This is a genomic window from Stenotrophomonas sp. SMYL41, from assembly GCF_036319965.1.
In the GTDB taxonomy this organism is placed as follows: Bacteria; Pseudomonadota; Gammaproteobacteria; order Xanthomonadales; family Xanthomonadaceae; genus Stenotrophomonas; species Stenotrophomonas maltophilia_R.
In genome coordinates, this window is record NZ_JAWIRX010000005.1 from 157,618 (window position 1) to 173,591 (window position 15,974).

Genomic DNA, 15,974 nt, shown 5'->3' on the forward strand with positions numbered 1-15,974 from the left:
TCGATGGACAGCACAACGTTGATGGTGACCGTGCTGAGCATGGTCGGCGTGCGCCTGCCGGTGCTGATCGCGCTGTGCGTCGGCCTGGTCTGGGTGGTCGGTGCGCCGCGCGATGCCACCCGCACCGGCGCGCTGGTCGGCCTGCTGTTGCTGCTGCTGTCCAGCCTGGGGGGCCTGGCGGCGGGCATGCTGCCGATGTGGCTGGTCAGCAGTGGCAACTTCAGCGCCATCTCGGGCATGAGCGCCATCTTCGGCGTGGTGCACTTCGCGCTGGCGATGGTCGAGGCCATCGGCGTGGTGCTGCTGGTGTGGGCGCTGGTGCGCCTGCTGCGGCTGCGCGGCAACGCGGTGCAGTGACAGCCCGGTGACGGCCCTGGGTCGTCGCCAGTAGCGTCCGGCGTGTTCATCCAGCCGCCGGGCGTCGTCGCTGGCCCGTTCAGGGTGCCAGCGACAGTGAACGCGGCCGGCCATGCGACAATGACCGGCCTGATCCAGCCACGGTAGTTCCCGGCGTGACCGAAACCGTCGCCGCTCCGCGCACGCTCGATGACGCCTTGAAGGACGCGATCCGCAAGGCGTACACGACGCTGCAGGCCAATACTCCCGGCTTCTCCACCCGCCGCTCGCAGAGCCAGATGATCGGTGTGGTGTCGCGTGCGCTGTCGAAAAGTGGCGGCGTCGGCGTGGTCGAGGCGCCCACCGGCGTCGGCAAGAGCCTGGGCTACCTCACCGCAGGTGTACCGATCGCGCTGGCCAGCAAGAAGAAGCTGGTGATCAGCACCGGCACCGTAGCGCTGCAGTCGCAGCTGGTCGAGCGTGACATCCCGAATTTCCTCAAGGCCACCGGCCTGGAAGCGACCGTGGCGCTGGCCAAGGGCCGTACCCGCTACCTGTGCACGCGCAATGCTGCCGAGGCGCAGGGCGAGGGCTCGCAGGGCGGCATGTTCGAGGATGACGCACCCCTGTTCGACCGGCCGCTGGCGCCGATCGAGATGGACATCGCCAAGCGCCTGACCGACGCCTTCACCGGCGGCACCTGGGATGGCGACATCGACAACGCGCCGGAGACCATCAGCCCCGGCCTGCGTAGCCGCATCACCACGCCGGCTTCGGGTTGTGCCGGGCGCCGCTGCGCCTATTCGGCGCAGTGCGCGGTGCTGCGTTCGCGCAACACGGTGCGCGATGCGCAGATCGTGGTCACCAACCACGCGCTACTGCTGTCGGCGCTGTCGATCGGTGACAGCGACAACGGCCAGCCGTTGATCGCGCCGCCGTCGGACATGCTGCTGGTGCTGGACGAAGGCCATCACATCGGCAGCGTGGCGATCGACCAGGGTGCAGCCAGCCTGGCGCTGGACGAGATGGCCAAACGCACCGGCCGCCTGCAGATCCTGATCGCCGGTGCCTATCGCGCGGTCGACAAGGACCGTCTCGGCAACCTGCTGCCGAACGAAGCGATCGAGGTCGCCAGCAACGTCGCCAAGCAGCTGCGCGCGTTCCGCGATCACATCGAGCGGGTGTGGATGCCGGCACCGGCGGACGAAGAGCCGATGTGGCGCGCGGCCAACGGGCGCCTGCCCGAGGCCTGGCGCGAGCCGATCGAGGCCCTGGCCGACGATACCCGCAGCCTCTACAACTGGGCGCATGCCGCCACCGCGCAGGTGGCCAAGGGCAAGCCGGACGATGCCGCGCGCGAGCGCCTGCAGCGCAACCTGGGCATGGCGCTGGAAATGATCGAGCAGCAGTACAACCTGTGGCAGGCGTGGCGCCGCGAGGACAAGGATGGCGCGCCGCCGATGGCGCGCTGGGTCACCGCCACCCGCGACGGCGACCTGGTGCTGCACGGCTCGCCGGTGTCGGCCGCGCACGTGCTGCGCAAGCTGCTGTGGGATGAAGTGGACTCGGTGGTGATGACCTCGGCGACGTTGACCGGCGGTGGCGACTTCCAGTCGCTGGCGATCGACAACGGCATTCCGGAAGAGGCAGAGATGGTCTCGCTGTCGTCGCCGTTCGACCTGCCCAACCAGGCCGAGCTGGTCGTGCCAAAGTTCCCGGTCACGCCGGACGACCGCGAAGGCCACCCGCGCGAAGTGGCGCGCTACCTCGACACCGAGCTGGACTGGGCCAAGGGCTCGATGGTGCTGTTCACCTCGCGCTGGAAGATGGAGAAGGTGGCCGGGCTGATGTCGGCCGCGCGGCGCAAGCAGGTGCTGGTGCAGGGCGAGATGTCCAAGACCCGCCTGATCGACGAGCATCTGCGGCGCGTGGCGGCAGGCGAGGGCTCGGTGCTGTTCGGGCTGAACTCGTTCGGCGAAGGGCTCGACCTGCCGGGCGAAGCCTGCACTACGGTGGTGATCACCCAGGTGCCGTTCGCGGTGCCGACCGACCCGCAGACCGCCACACTCAGCGAGTGGTTCGAGGGGCGCGGGCTGAATGCCTTCAACCTGATCGCGATTCCGCATGCGCTGCGCACGCTGACCCAGTTCGCCGGCCGCCTGATCCGCACCTCCACCGACACCGGCCGCGTGGTCATTCTTGATTCGCGGCTGCTGACCCGCCGCTACGGCAAGCGCATCATCGACGCGCTGCCGCCGTTCAAGCGCGTGATCGGCTGACACGGGGTCGGATCCCTTCCGAAGGAAAGGCTCTGACCCCACCACGCACTCTGTCGCTCAACCGCCCTGCGGATTCCGGCAGGCCTGGTTGCCCATCGCAGTGTGGTAATCGCGATCAAAGCAGCGCAGGAAGCCATCGAGCACGTCCAGGTTGGGCGGCCATGGCACATCCACCTTCTGCCCGCCGGCGGTGGTGAAGTGATAGCGCCCATCCTTCAGCGCCCCGGCGATCTGCTCCGGCGTGGGAATCGCAATCAGTGCTGCACGCGCCCTTTCCAGCGCTGCACGGTCGCGCTGCAGGAAGGCGATGGTGCCGTCCACGTAGGCGTTCCAGTAACCGGGGTCGGTGCCGGTGGGCTTGTAGGTGCGCCGCATCAGCGCCACCGCCTGCGGGTACTGGCCCGCCTCGGCACGCATCTGGCCTTCATGCCACAGAATCATGGTGTTGCCCGCAGCCTTGGGCAACGCAGCATAGGCAGCGAGCAGATCAGCGGCTTCACGGTGGCAGCCGCGGTCGGCCAGCGTGCGCCAGCCACCTTCCAGGTCCTGATCGAACGCATCCGGTTCCATCGCCAGCATCGCTGCACGGTCGTAGCGGCAGTCCGGTGCTTCTGGCGGCTCTGCTGACATGCCCATGGCAGCGGCCAGCGCAAAGGAAAGCAACATCATCGCAACCTCCGTGTTGGTGACTTCCTGGGCCACCATAACGGATCAGGATGGGGAGTGCCGGCCGCTGGCCGGCAGCCTCATCGATGTGGGCTGTCACGGTACGGATGCCGGCCAGCGGCCGGCACGACCGTATGGCGGTCAATCGCCCAGCAGGGCGGTGTTGCGTACGGCGCCCTTGTCGGCGCTGGTGGCCAGCAGCGCGTAGGCCTTCAGCGCGCTGGTGACCTTGCGCGGGCGTGGTGCACGCGGTTTCCAGCCCCGGGCATCGGCGTCGGCGCGGCGCTGGGCCAGCGTGGCCTCGTCCAGCAGCAGGTCGATGCGGCGGGCCGGGATGTCGATGCGGATGCGGTCGCCGCCCTCGACCAGGCCGATCGTTCCGCCGCTGGCGGCTTCCGGCGAAACATGGCCGATCGACAGGCCCGAGGTGCCGCCGGAGAAGCGGCCATCGGTGAGCAACGCACATTGCTTGCCCAGCCCCTTCGATTTCAGGTAGCTGGTCGGGTACAGCATTTCCTGCATGCCCGGGCCGCCCTTCGGGCCTTCGTAGCGGATCACCACCACCTCGCCCGGCTGCACCTCGTCGGCGAGGATGCCGGCAACGGCGGCGTCCTGGCTTTCGTAGACGCGCGCGGGGCCTTCGAACACGTGGATCGACTCGTCCACGCCGGCGGTCTTCACCACGCAGCCATCGACGGCCAGGTTGCCGCGCAGCACGGCGAGGCCGCCTTCCAGTGAGTACGCGTGCTGCAGCGAACGGATGCAGCCTTCGGTGCGGTCCACGTCCAGGGTCGGCCAGCGCGTGGCCTGGCTGAAGGCCTCCTGGGTGGGGATGCCGGCCGGGCCGGCCTTGAAGAAGGTATGCAGGGTCTCGTGGTCACTACGCACCACGTCCCAGCGTTCCAGCGCGTCGGCCAGGCTGGCGCTGTGCACGGTCGGCACCGTGGTATCGAGCAGGCCCGCGCGGTCCAGCTCACCGAGGATGCCGAACACGCCGCCGGCGCGGTGCACGTCTTCGATGTGGTACTTGGGCGTGTTCGGTGCCACCTTGCACAGCTGCGGGACACGCCGCGACAGTGCATCGATGTGGGTCAGGTCGAAGTCGACCTCGGCTTCCTGCGCGGCGGCCAGCAGGTGCAGGATGGTGTTGGTGGAACCGCCCATGGCGATGTCCAGGGTCATCGCATTGGCGAAGGCGGCCTGGGTGGCAATGCCGCGCGGCAGCGCGCTCGGGTCTTCGCCGCCATACCAGCGGTGGCAGAGTTCCACGATCAGGCGGCCGGCGCGGCGGAACAGCGCTTCGCGGTCGGCGTGGGTGGCCAGCGTGGTGCCGTTGCCGGGCAGCGACAGGCCCAGCGCTTCGGTCAGGCAGTTCATCGAGTTGGCGGTGAACATGCCCGAGCAGGAACCGCAGGTAGGGCAGGCGCTGCGCTCGAACGCCGCGACCTTTTCGTCGGAAGCGCTGTCATCGGCGGCCACCACCATCGCGTCGACCAGGTCCAGCTTGTGCTCGGACAGCCTGGTCTTGCCCGCTTCCATCGGCCCGCCGGAGACGAACACCACCGGGATGTTGAGGCGCAGCGCGGCCATCAGCATGCCGGGGGTGATCTTGTCGCAGTTGCTGATGCACACCAGCGCGTCGGCGCAGTGCGCATTGACCATGTATTCCACGGCGTCGGCGATGATCTCGCGGCTGGGCAGCGAATACAGCATGCCGTCGTGGCCCATCGCGATGCCGTCGTCCACGGCGATGGTGTTGAATTCCTTGGCGACGCCGCCGACCTGTTCGATCTCGCGCGCGACCAGCTGGCCGAGGTCCTTCAGGTGCACGTGGCCGGGCACGAACTGGGTGAAGGAGTTGGCGATGGCGATGATCGGCTTGTGGAAGTCGCCGTCCTTCATGCCGGTGGCACGCCACAGCGCGCGGGCGCCGGCCATGTTGCGGCCGGCGGTGGAGGTGCGGGAACGGTATTCGGGCATGGCTGGCGGAACGGGCGGGCCGTACGACGTGGGGGTCGGCTGATCATGGCCAATTTTTTCGGTTGCTGCTGCAACCACCTTCACCGCTTGCAGCGGCTTGGTGATCCGCGCATTTCCCCTTATCCCCGCGCCTTCGGCGCGCCCCCTTGAACAACAAGGGGGCTTCTTGCCGGAGACTTGGCTGCGCGCGCCGGCCATAGCGGGGCGCCGCGGGGTGTGTGCCAACCAAGGTTGGCACCTACCTGAGCGGTGAGCCGCCCGGGGTCGGATCCCATCGCGGCGCGATGGGCTCTGACCCCAATGCCCGACGAAAATGAAAGTCCGTTCATCTTTGCCACTTTGCCGATTCCGGTTGATGGCCCGGATTTGGCATCATTGGGGCATTGATCCGTCGACAGGGCATGAGGCCATGAAACGTTCCCGCACCACCGCGCTGCTGCTGATGAGCGCCGCGCCGCTGCTGTTCACCGCCTGCCAGAAGGAGCCGGAGGTGAAGGTGCAGGAAGGCCTGTACACCTCGGTGGAGGCCTGCACCGAGGCCACCGGCGATCCGTCGGCGTGCCGCAACGCGTTCGCCGAAGCGCAGAAGCAGGCCGCCGATGCGGCGCCGAAGTACGCCAGCAAGGAAGCCTGCGAGAAGGACTACAAGCCGGAACAGTGCGTGCAGCAGCACACCTCGGCCGGTACTTCGTTTATCGGCCCGATGATGATGGGCTTCTTCATGTCGCAGATGCTGAGCAACCGCGGCGGCCTCGCTCCGCAGGCGCCGGCGGCGTCGCCGGCTTACCAGGACAAGAGCGCCGGTTGGGCCCGTCCGGCTCCGGGCGGCAGCGGTGGCCTGAACACCGCCAGCGGCATCGGCGCCGGCAAGGCTGGCCTGGCCCCGGTTACCAGCGAGCCGAACCGTGCGGTCACCGCCAGCCGTGGTGGCTTCGGCAACACCAGCGCACGCCGCAGCACCAGCGGCAGCTACGGCGGCTGATCGACCCATGCAGCGCATCCGGATTGCCGAGCGTGCCCAGTGGCGGGCACGCGCGGAAGAGGCGGGTTTCCGCTTCCACACGATCGACGGCCAGCCGTACTGGGATGAAAGCGCGTACTACGCCTTTACCCTGCGCCAGATCGAGCAGGACATCGAAGACCCCAGCGCCGAGCTGCACCAGATGGCGCTGGACCTGGTCGGTGATGTCATCGCCAGCGAACGCTTGATGGACCAGCTGGCGATTCCGTCGCACTACCGCGACTGGATCGCTGAAAGTTGGCGCCAGCGCCAGCCGCACCTCTATGGCCGCCTGGACCTGGCCTACGACGGCACCGGCCCGGCCAAGCTGTACGAACTGAACTACGACACGCCGACCTCGCTGTTCGAGGCCAGCTTCTTCCAGTGGCAGTGGCTGGAGGACCAGCGCAACGCCGGTCGCCTGCCGCAGCATGCCGACCAGTTCAACGCGATCCACGAAGCGCTGGTCGAACGCTTCGGCGAACTGGCCACGCAGCTGCCGCCGCCGCTGTATTTCAGCGCCGTGGGCAGCTCGGAAGAAGACCGCGGCACCGTCGACTACCTGCGTGACTGTGCGTCGCAGGCCGGCCTGCATGGCCAGGCCATCGCCATCGAGGATATCGGCCTGTCCGAGGACGGCCGCTTCACCGCGCTGGACGATTCGGTGATCGGCACGCTGTTCAAGCTGTACCCGCTGGAAGACCTGATGGCCGAGGAATTCGGCCGCGCGTTGCCCGGCTCGGGCGTGCAGCTGCTGGAGCCGGCGTGGAAGGCGGTGCTGAGCAACAAGGGCATCCTGCCGCTGCTGTGGCAGCGCAACGTGGGCCATCCGAACCTGCTGGAGGCGCACTTCGATGACGGCAGCACGCTGGCATCGGGCTGGGTGCGCAAGCCGCTGTTCTCACGCGAAGGCGCCAACATCGAGATGCACCTGGCCGATGGCAGCACCCAGCGCAGCGACGGGCCCTATGACGGCCCGGCGATCATCCAGCGTGCGCATCCGCTCACCCGCTTCGAAGGCGGCTATCCGCTGATCGGCAGCTGGGTGGTGGGTGACCACGCCTGCGGCATCGGCATCCGCGAGGACGACAGCGCGATCACCCGCGACAGTGCGCGCTTCGTGCCGCACGCGATCGTTGATGAGGCGCCGACGCGGATCTACGTCTGATGGTGGTGCGGCGCCCCCAGAGCCGACGCGGCTGACCGACGCCGGTCGTAGAACAACCGCCGTTGGTAGAAGCCGACCTTGGTCGGCGGTTTGGGTTTCGTGCCAACCAAGGTTGGCACCCCACCAGGGCGATCGTTGGTATCAGAGCAGCCCTTCGCGCTTCACCGCCAGGTAGCGTTCCACCAGCGCGCCGGGCAGGGCGTCGGCGGTCACGTCCAGCACCATCACCTTCTCGCTGCGCAGCGCCTCGTGCGCCTTCGCGCGCTGCTGCAGGTACAGCGCCGCGGCACCGGCCTGGGTGGCGTCCTCCAGCGTCTGCACCTCGCCCTCCAGTGCGCCGTCCAGCTCGCGTTCGCGCAGGCTGGCCACGCACACCAGGTGGCGCCGCTGCAGCAGGCGCACTGCTGCCAGCAGGTCTTCGATGTCCTCGTCGCGCACGTTGCTGACCAGCATCACCAGCGCGCGCCGGCGCTGGCGTAGCGATACTTCGGTGGCGGCGGCCAGGTAATCGGTGGCCACCGCGCGTGGCTGCAGGTCGTAGCTGGCGCGCAGCAGGTGCTCGACCGTACCCATGCCACGCTGCGGCGCCACCCACCTGCGTTCACCACCGGCGGCGAACAGGCCGGCGGCATCGCCCTGGCGCAGCGCCAGATAGGCCACCACCAGCGAGGCGTTCAAGGCATGGTCGAAGTGCGAGAGCCCGCCTTCGCTGGCCAGCATCCGCCGGCCGCTGTCGAGCATCAGCAGCAGCTGCTGGTTCTTCTCGTCCTGGTATTCGCGCGAGATCAGCTTGCGCGCTCGCGCGGTGGCCTTCCAGTCGAGCTGGCGCAGGCTGTCGCCGATGCGGTACTCGCGCATCTGGTGGAAGTCGGTGCCTTCACCGCGGCGGCGCTTCACGTGCGCCCCCACCAACCGCGAGGCCTGGTCGGCACTGAACAACGCAAACCGGGTGAGCGGCACGAAGTTCGGATAGACCCGCACGTCCAGCGACGGCGGCAGCGTGCGTTGCTGCCACCACAGGCGCCACGGCGAGCGCATGCGCAGGTGCACGCCCTCGAAGCGGAAGTGCCCCCGCTGCAGCGGCTGCAGGTGGTAGTGCAGCGTGGAGGCGGTGCCGGCCTGCAGGCGCACGCGCTGCGGCAGCGATTCCAGCGGCCAGCCGCCGGGCACCAGGTCGAACACCTGCACCGTCATCGGTTGTTCGGCCTGCAGTCGCAGCGCTGCCTGACGGCGCACGCCCAGCGCCAGCGCCTCGGGCAGCTCGCGTTGCACTTGTGGCGAAGGACGCTGCGTCTGCCGCCACAGATCGAACAGCGCAGGCAGCGCGATGGCCACTGCCGCCAGCGCCCAGCTCCAGCGCGGCAGCAGGCCGCCCAGCACCAGGCCACCCAGGGCAGCCCAGGCCAGCAGCAGCGCCAGCAGCAGCGGAGCCGGCCTCATCGGCGCGGCGCTTCCACCTTGGCCAGCAGCGCGCCCAGCACATCGTCGGCGTCCTGGCCTTCGATCTGCAGTTCCGGTGCCAGCGCGATGCGGTGGCGCAGCGCGGGGCGCGCGATGTCGCGCACATCGTCCGGAGTGACGAAGTCACGGCCAGCCAGCACCGCCTGCGCGCGCGAGGCACGCACCAGCGCGATGCTGCCGCGCGGGCCGGCGCCGACCGCGATACCCGGCCACTGCCGGGTCGTCGCGACGATGCGGACCGCGTAGTCGATCACTTCGTCATCGACCGTGATCGCCGCGGTCGCGCGCTGCAGCTCCAGCAGTTCGCCAGCGCCCAACACGCGTGGCACCTGGCTCAGGTCGAAATCGCTGGCGGCGCGGCCACTGGTGATCGCGGTCACCATGCGCTTTTCGTCCTCCAGCTGCGGGTAGTCGATCAGCACCTTCAGCAGGAAGCGGTCCAGCTGCGCTTCCGGCAGCGGGTAGGTGCCTTCCTGCTCCAGCGGGTTCTGCGTGGCCAGTGCCATGAACGGCGGCGCCAGGGTGAAGGCCTTGCCTTCGATGGTCACCTGGCCTTCCTGCATCACTTCCAGCAGCGCCGACTGGGTCTTGGCCGGTGCACGGTTGATCTCGTCGGCCAGCAGCAGGTTGGTGAAGACCGGCCCGCGGCGGATCTTGAAGCTCTCGCTCTTCGGGTCGTACACCGCATGGCCACTGACGTCGCTGGGCATCAGGTCGGGGGTGAACTGTACGCGGCCATAATCCAGTTCCAGGGCCTGGGCCAGCGCACGCACCAGCAGGGTCTTGCCCAGACCGGGGACGCCCTCGATCAGCACGTGGCCACCGGCCAGCAGCGCCACCAGGATCTGGTCCAGTACATCGGCCTGGCCGATGAAGGCGTGGCCGACGGCATCGCGGATGGCATCGACGCGTTCGATCAGGCGGGCATTGGCGGCCGCCGGCAGCTCGGGGACTTCGGTCATAGCAAGGATCTCATCTGGAGCAGCAAGCGGATGCGCTCGCGCAGGGCGGAGGAATCGTGCGGCGGAGGAGGTGTGAGCGCATTGGCGACGCGGCCTTGCGGCCACTTCAGCAGCTCGGCGATGGCCTGCTCGCGCGGTGCGCCATCGAGTGCGGCGGCGACCGGTGCGCGCAGGCGCAGGCGATGCAGGAACAGAGCGAGCACGGCGTCATACAGGCGCGCGCCGTGGCCGAAACGCAGCAGCAGCTCGCCACTGGCACGCACGTGTTCCAGCAGCGAGCGGCGTTCCAGCACCGGCGACGGCAGCAGGCTGCCGAAGCGCTGCGAGCGGCCCCACAGCCACCCCAGCAGGGCCAGCAGCAGCGGCGCCCACACCGGCCAGCCCTGGTAGAACAGGCGTGCCCACAGCGACGGCGGGCGGCTGGCGTAGACCAGCCAGAATGCGCCCTTGCCGTAGTTCGGATCGAGCAGGTAACGGGTCAGGTCGCGGTGCGAGAGATCGTGCAGGCCATCACTGGCCTTGCCCGCGGCGGAGGCCAGGCGCGCTGCCGGTGAATCCACTTCGCCGCGCATGAATTCCATGTCGGCCAGCACGCTCACCTTGCCCTGGCCGTGGCGCAGGCGCGCGAATACCAGGTCGCGTTCACTGCCCCAGCGCCTTTCGGCCCGCGTGCTGGCGGCAAAGCCCAGGGTGAAGCGGCGGCCACCGCAGAATTCGACATGGCCGGGATCATCATCGATGTGGAACGGCTGGCAGTCGCTGCGCTGGAACAGGCTGTCCACTCCCAGCCGGTCGAGCAGCGGTCCCTGCGTGCTGCTGGCGTCGTCCTTGGCTGGTGGCGGCGTGCGCACCAGCAGGTGGCCGCCGCCGTCGACCCAGTCCAGCAGGGCCTTCGCCACCGGTGCCGGCAGTTCGCTGCTGTCCTGCAGCAGCACCACCGTGTCGCGCGGGCCCAGCACCATCTGCTGCAGGTCCAGCCGCGGCCGCGAATGCACGTCGATGCCATCGGCACGCAGGGCCTGGCCCAGCACGTACAGCGGGTTGTAACCGGCCTCACCCTGCGGCGGCAGCTGCACCGTCTCGGTCACCCGCTCGTGCGTGCGCAGGTAAAGGATCGTCAGCGGCACGCCGAACAGCACCAGCCCACCCAGCAGCAGCGACCAGAACAGACGCGGGCTCATGCCAGCCACCTGTACTGTTGGCGCAGGGTATCGGCCAATGCATCGAAATCGGCGCGGCTGGGCAGGCGGCCACCGTAGGCGGCGTACTGCCACATGCGCACGATGCGCGCGAACAGGTCACGGTCGGTGGCATCGGGCATGCGCCGTGACGCGCGCAGGCATTGCGCTTCGGTGGCGCCAGGCGGAAGCGCGATGCCGCTGCGCTCGCCCACCGTGCGCACGCTGGCGCGGTACAGCAGGGCCAGGGCCTGCCGCGGCCGCCCCTGGTCCCACAGCAGGCCGGCCTGGGTGGCGACGTCCGGTGGCAGCACGACCGGCAACTCCACCTGTTCCTCCACCACCTGCGGTGCAGCTACCGGCTTGCGCCGGCCACTGCCGCGCAGCCACGGCAGCCACAGCCGTGCGGTCAGCAGCAGCACCAGCAGCAGGATGCCGAGCAGGCCCCACAGGCCCCATTCGGCCAGCCGCGCCAGCCAGGCGATGCCGGCCTTGCGGTTGCTGCGCTCGCCCTTGCTGCTGCTGCCGCTCTGCAGCGTCTTGTCTTCCTTCTTTTCTTCCTCGGCCGGTTCGATCGGCTTCCAGCGCGTCACCTGGCGGGTCGGGCGCTGCAGCGGATCTTCATAGGCGCGGTTCACCGCCTGGCGGAAACCGGCGGTGTCCACCGGCGCCGCACCGAAGATCATCGCCGGTGCATTGGCCGGGTCGTTTGCTGCAGTGGCGGGTTCTTCCGCATGGTCCTCGTCCTCTTCGGCATCGTCGGCTTCGGCGGCGATCGACCGCGCGTCCTGTGCATGCACCGGCGCAGAGGCCAGCGGCAGTGCCAGGCACAGCAGCAGGGCCAGCGTCGATGCCGCTGGCAGCAGCCGCTCGCGCAGTCGGCGCAGGGCGATTTCCACGTCCCACGCTTCCATCTGCGTACGCCGGTTCAAGTACAGGCCGAAGCCGGCGCCGACGTAGAACGGCCCGATCAGCACCGACGCCAGCCAGCACGCAAGGTTGAAGCCCAGCCGCGCCCATGCGGGCGTGTCCTGGCCGATCATGTCCCAAGCGGCTCGCCACGATTCGGACATCAGCTCCAGCGGCATGAACATGAACACCGCACCGATTGCACCGGACACCAGCGCCGCTTCAAAGGCCATGCAGGCCACGGTCAGCACGACAGCGGCGCCTGCGGCACCGGCGGCCACTGCGCGGCGGCGTGCGCCGCGCTGGGCCGGTGCGTTGCCTTCCAGCAGGTTCACCGGCAGGCACAGGCTGCGCAGCACGCTGAAACGGCGCCAGCCCAGGTAGCCCCAGAATCCTGCATTGCCCCAGCTGCGCTGCGCGTGCAGGGCCGCCAGCGTGCCGACCGGCTCGCCGAAGATGCCACGCGAAAGCACGTACAGCGGCGCGCGTTCGAACAGCGGCTTGCACCACCACATCGCCAGCCAGGCCCAGCCGAACGCATCCAGCCACCAGCCCAGCGCGTTGAAGATCACGAACAGCGGTGCACTGGCCAGCAGCCAGCTGCCCCATACCGCGCGCGCGTGGCGGCGTGACAGGGCGGTGCCCAGCTCCATTGCTTCCCAGCCGCTGCGCGCGCGCAGCACCACGTCCAGGTGGTCAATGCGCATTGCCGCCTCCGCGTCCGCCGCGCCACAGCCACAGCAGCACGCCGGCCCACAACACGCCGGCCACGCTGAACTTGCCCCAAGCCGGTACTTCGGCAATCGACGACCAGAACGCTTCGATGAAAGCGGCCACCAGCAGCATGAACGCCACGCCCAGGCACAGTCGGGCACCGATGCGGCCGCCATCGACCAGTGCATCCAGGCGGCTGCGCCGGCCGGGAGCCAGCAGCTTCATGCCCAGCTGCAGGCCGGCACCGCCAGCGATCACGATAGCGGTCAGCTCGAACGCGCCGTGGCCGACCACGAAGCGCCAGAACGGGTCGCCATGGCCGATGTGCTGCAGGTGGCCGGCCACCGAACCGATGATCACGCCGTTGAACAGCAGCACCAGCAGCGTGCCCAGCCCGGCCAGCAGTCCGCTGGCGAAGGTGCGCAGCGCGATGCTGATGTTGTTCATGATGTAGTGGCCGAACATCATCCAGTCGGTGCCGCTGTCACGTCCCAGGCGCTCGGCGGCGGGATCGTACATGCGCTCCATCGCGGCGATCTGGCGGTTGTCCATCAGCATGTGGATCAGGTCCGGATAGACCTGCACCAGCACGAAGCAGGCCACCGCCGGCAACGCGAACATCGCCAGCGCCACCCACATGCTGGGCGCCTGGCTGCGCACCAGCAGCGGGAAGTCGGCCACCAGGAATTCCAGTGCACTGCGCCAGCGTGTTGGCGGCGTGCGGTACAGCACGCTGTGGCCCTGCTGCATCAGCTGCTGCAGGCGTTGCACCAGCTGCGGGCTGTAGCCGCGCTCGCGGGCCAGCGCCAGCTGCTGGCACAGCCGCCGGTAGCGCTGCGGGAAGGTGGTGTCGTCCAGTGCCAGGCCGCTGGCCTGGCGGCGCGTGCGGCGCGAGGCACCGGCGCGCAGCAGCAGCCACTGCTCCAGGTCCTGCCACTCCTGTTGATAGCGCGCGACGAACTGTTCCTGCTTCATCGCCGCCCCAGCAGCCAGTTGGCCATGGCATACAGGCGCAGCACGCCGACCTGGCCGTGGGTGCCGGTCAGCGGTTCGGCAATGCCGGCCAGTTCCTGCTGGCGTGCCGCCGACAGACGCGGCGCGCGCTCGGCGAAGGCCATCAGTGCCGCTTGTTCCTCTGGCTGCAGGGGCTGCGGAGGGGCCAGCACGCTGTCGATGGTGGGCGGATGGGGCAGGTACAACACCGGTGCATGCACCACCACGGTGCCGGCGACCAGGTCGCCGAGGCGGCGGCCATGGGGATCGAACAGGCTGCTGATCAGGCCCAGTGCATAGCCGAACGGCAGCATGTCCACGGTGCGCAGCAGGTTGCGGGTGATGGCGGCCATCCAGCCCACCGGCGCGCCATCGCGGGACAGCACGCGAAGCCCCAGCGCTCGCTTGCCCAGCGTGCGCCCCCACAGCGCCTCGCAGACGATCGGGTAGGCCCAATAGACCAGGAACATCAGCACCAGGCTGAGCCCGGAGCCGAACGTGTCCAGCAGTGCCAGTGGAATGGACATCACCATCAGTACCGCGATGCGCACGCCGAGATCCACCAGCCAGGCCATCGCCCGTGGCACCGGGCCGGCCGCCGGCAACTGCAGCGGCACACCCTCCGGCGTCACCACCTCGCGGTAGGTATCGAGCATCGGTGCGGCCATCAGCGCGATGGCCTTCGTTGTGGGCGGCGGAGTCCTCTCCGGCAGGCAGCCACAGGCATGGGGGTCTCGACAGGTCCTGGTCGGGCCCAGACTTTAGCAGAGCCGCGTGGCAGCGTTGGCCGCTCAGCCCAGGTATTCGTCCTTCAGCCGCACGTAGTGGTCGGCCGAGTAGTGCAGCGACTCGATCTCCTTGTCACTGAGCGTGCGCGCCGGGCGTGCCGGATTGCCCACCCACAGCTCGCCTTCGCCGACCACCTTGCCCGGGCCCACCACCGCACCGGCGCCGATGAAGGCGTGCCGTTCCACCCGGGCGCCGTCCAGGATGCAGGCGCCCATGCCGATCAGGCTGTAATCACCGATGGTGCAGGCGTGGATGATGCAGCCGTGGCCGACGGTCACGCCTTCGCCGATCAGGGTCGGGTAGCCGGCCTTGTTGTACGGGCTGTGGTGGCTGACGTGGATGATGGTGCCATCCTGCACGTTGGTGCGCGCACCGACGCGGACGTAATTGACGTCGCCGCGGATGACCGTGCCCGGCCAGATGGAGACATCGTCGGCCAGCTCCACGTCACCGATGAGGGTGCAGGCCGGGTCGACGTACACGCGCTGGCCGAGGACGGGCATCTTGTCGCGGAAGGGGCGCAGAGGGTTCATCGCGGTCTCCAGGAGGGGCAAGCACGGCGATGATACGCGGCGATTGCAGTGGTAGCGCCGGGCTGCGCCCGGCGGATGATTGCGCGCCGCCTTGCTCGCCGGGCATGGCCCGGCGCTACCGCGGCTTCGGCGCGTGCGCGGTGGATCCACGCCATGCGTGGATGGACCCCGGTTCAGGCTGGCGCGTGCGTCGCCAGCATCTGCCGGAACAGGCCGTCCAGCCAGGCGGCGTCGCCGTGCCCTGCAGGCAGCTGCGGCCCTTCGGCACGCTCGGCCAACATAGCGTCGATGTACTCGCTGATGGCTGCGATGCGCGGACCGGCGGCGACCTCGGCACTGGCACGCTTGACCAACAGCAGCGCGTCGATGGCCTCGCGCACCGCACCCTGGGGCAGCAGGCGCTCCAGCAGGTCTTCGAAGGCCATCGGCGGCGGCGTGTGTTCGTTCTCGATCCATTGGCAGGCCAGCAGCGGGCGCAGCACGTACAGGTACTTCTTGGTACGCACGGTTTCGCCGCGCAGATAGCCGCGATGGTTGGAGCGCGCCATGTTGAAGTAGTGCCACCACGTGCCCAGCGGCGAGTAGAAGCGCTCGGCGGCCTGCCACAGGCAGGCAACGGCCTTGGCATCGTGCTGGTAGATGATCGGCGAACGCAGCCACTCGATCAGCGTCGGGTTGGACTTGGACACCAGCCGCAGCGCCTTGCGCAGGTCCCAGCCGCTCACATCCAGCTCGTCATCGATCGGCAGCTCGATCACATCGCGCTGCGCTTCGCCGGGGCCGGTGGCCTCGTTGACGCTCAGGTACCACGGCTGGCGATGCACGTAGATGAAGCGCGCGTCGTAGTCACTGTCCGGCGAGGAAAAGCCCCAGCCCCGGCTGCCCGATTCGCAGGCCAGGAGCACGCGCACATCGTGCGTGCGCTCGATGTCGGCCAGGGTGGCGAGGATGGCGGCGCGCTTGTCCGGTGCGATCGGGTGGATGTCGTCCATGCAGTGCAGATTCG

14 protein-coding genes are annotated in these 15,974 nt (G+C 68.9%); 4 read left to right on the top strand and 10 right to left on the bottom strand.

The window, feature by feature from the left end:
* The first annotated feature begins 3 nt into the window (after window positions 1-3).
* Window positions 4-357 (top strand): hypothetical protein, encoded by a 354-nt coding sequence (locus V3B30_RS08080; protein WP_049444215.1) that lies wholly within the window; start codon window positions 4-6, stop codon window positions 355-357.
* A gap of 155 nt (window positions 358-512) precedes the next feature.
* Window positions 513-2,615, top strand: a complete 2,103-nt coding sequence (gene dinG, locus V3B30_RS08085; protein ID WP_262084258.1) for an ATP-dependent DNA helicase DinG — start codon at window positions 513-515, stop codon at window positions 2,613-2,615.
* Window positions 2,616-2,672: 57 nt separating this feature from the next.
* Here the strand turns inward: dinG and V3B30_RS08090 are convergent, their stop codons facing one another.
* Together V3B30_RS08090 and ilvD are read right to left on the bottom strand one after the other, a co-directional pair.
* Complete coding sequence (locus V3B30_RS08090) at window positions 2,673-3,284, bottom strand: hypothetical protein (RefSeq protein ID WP_262084259.1); 612 nt, start codon at window positions 3,282-3,284, stop codon at window positions 2,673-2,675.
* A gap of 138 nt (window positions 3,285-3,422) precedes the next feature.
* Window positions 3,423-5,261: a dihydroxy-acid dehydratase gene (ilvD, locus tag V3B30_RS08095; protein ID WP_262084260.1), complete on the bottom strand. Its 1,839-nt coding sequence runs from the start codon at window positions 5,259-5,261 to the stop codon at window positions 3,423-3,425.
* A gap of 409 nt (window positions 5,262-5,670) precedes the next feature.
* Here ilvD and V3B30_RS08100 point away from each other — a divergent pair, with 409 nt between their 5' ends.
* On the top strand, window positions 5,671-6,243 hold the full coding sequence (locus V3B30_RS08100) for a DUF1190 domain-containing protein (RefSeq protein WP_164090210.1): 573 nt from the start codon (window positions 5,671-5,673) through the stop codon (window positions 6,241-6,243).
* A gap of 7 nt (window positions 6,244-6,250) precedes the next feature.
* Complete coding sequence (locus V3B30_RS08105; RefSeq protein ID WP_100474520.1) at window positions 6,251-7,429, top strand: glutathionylspermidine synthase family protein; 1,179 nt, start codon at window positions 6,251-6,253, stop codon at window positions 7,427-7,429.
* Window positions 7,430-7,570: 141 nt separating this feature from the next.
* Here the strand turns inward: V3B30_RS08105 and V3B30_RS08110 are convergent, their stop codons facing one another.
* The 8 genes from V3B30_RS08110 to V3B30_RS08145 form a co-directional block, all read right to left on the bottom strand.
* A complete protein-coding gene (locus V3B30_RS08110) occupies window positions 7,571-8,869 on the bottom strand; it encodes a DUF58 domain-containing protein (RefSeq protein ID WP_100474517.1) in 1,299 nt (432 codons plus the stop codon).
* Complete coding sequence (locus V3B30_RS08115) at window positions 8,866-9,852, bottom strand: MoxR family ATPase (protein ID WP_100474514.1); 987 nt, start codon at window positions 9,850-9,852, stop codon at window positions 8,866-8,868. The genes V3B30_RS08110 and V3B30_RS08115 overlap by 4 nt, the downstream gene beginning before the upstream one ends.
* Window positions 9,849-11,033, bottom strand: coding sequence for a DUF4350 domain-containing protein (locus tag V3B30_RS08120; protein ID WP_262084261.1), 1,185 nt, complete (start codon window positions 11,031-11,033; stop codon window positions 9,849-9,851). The genes V3B30_RS08115 and V3B30_RS08120 overlap by 4 nt, the downstream gene beginning before the upstream one ends.
* Window positions 11,030-12,646: a DUF4129 domain-containing protein gene (locus tag V3B30_RS08125; protein ID WP_262084262.1), complete on the bottom strand. Its 1,617-nt coding sequence runs from the start codon at window positions 12,644-12,646 to the stop codon at window positions 11,030-11,032. The genes V3B30_RS08120 and V3B30_RS08125 overlap by 4 nt, the downstream gene beginning before the upstream one ends.
* Entirely contained in the window at window positions 12,636-13,628 is a 993-nt protein-coding gene (locus V3B30_RS08130; RefSeq protein ID WP_262084263.1) for a stage II sporulation protein M, read from the bottom strand. Before V3B30_RS08130 ends, V3B30_RS08125 begins: the two co-directional genes overlap by 11 nt.
* Window positions 13,625-14,314, bottom strand: coding sequence for an RDD family protein (locus tag V3B30_RS08135; RefSeq protein WP_100474502.1), 690 nt, complete (start codon window positions 14,312-14,314; stop codon window positions 13,625-13,627). The genes V3B30_RS08130 and V3B30_RS08135 overlap by 4 nt, the downstream gene beginning before the upstream one ends.
* A gap of 123 nt (window positions 14,315-14,437) precedes the next feature.
* Window positions 14,438-14,968: a gamma carbonic anhydrase family protein gene (locus tag V3B30_RS08140; RefSeq protein ID WP_100474499.1), complete on the bottom strand. Its 531-nt coding sequence runs from the start codon at window positions 14,966-14,968 to the stop codon at window positions 14,438-14,440.
* A gap of 173 nt (window positions 14,969-15,141) precedes the next feature.
* Window positions 15,142-15,960: a nucleotidyltransferase domain-containing protein gene (locus V3B30_RS08145; protein ID WP_262084264.1), complete on the bottom strand. Its 819-nt coding sequence runs from the start codon at window positions 15,958-15,960 to the stop codon at window positions 15,142-15,144.
* Window positions 15,961-15,974: the final 14 nt, after the last annotated feature.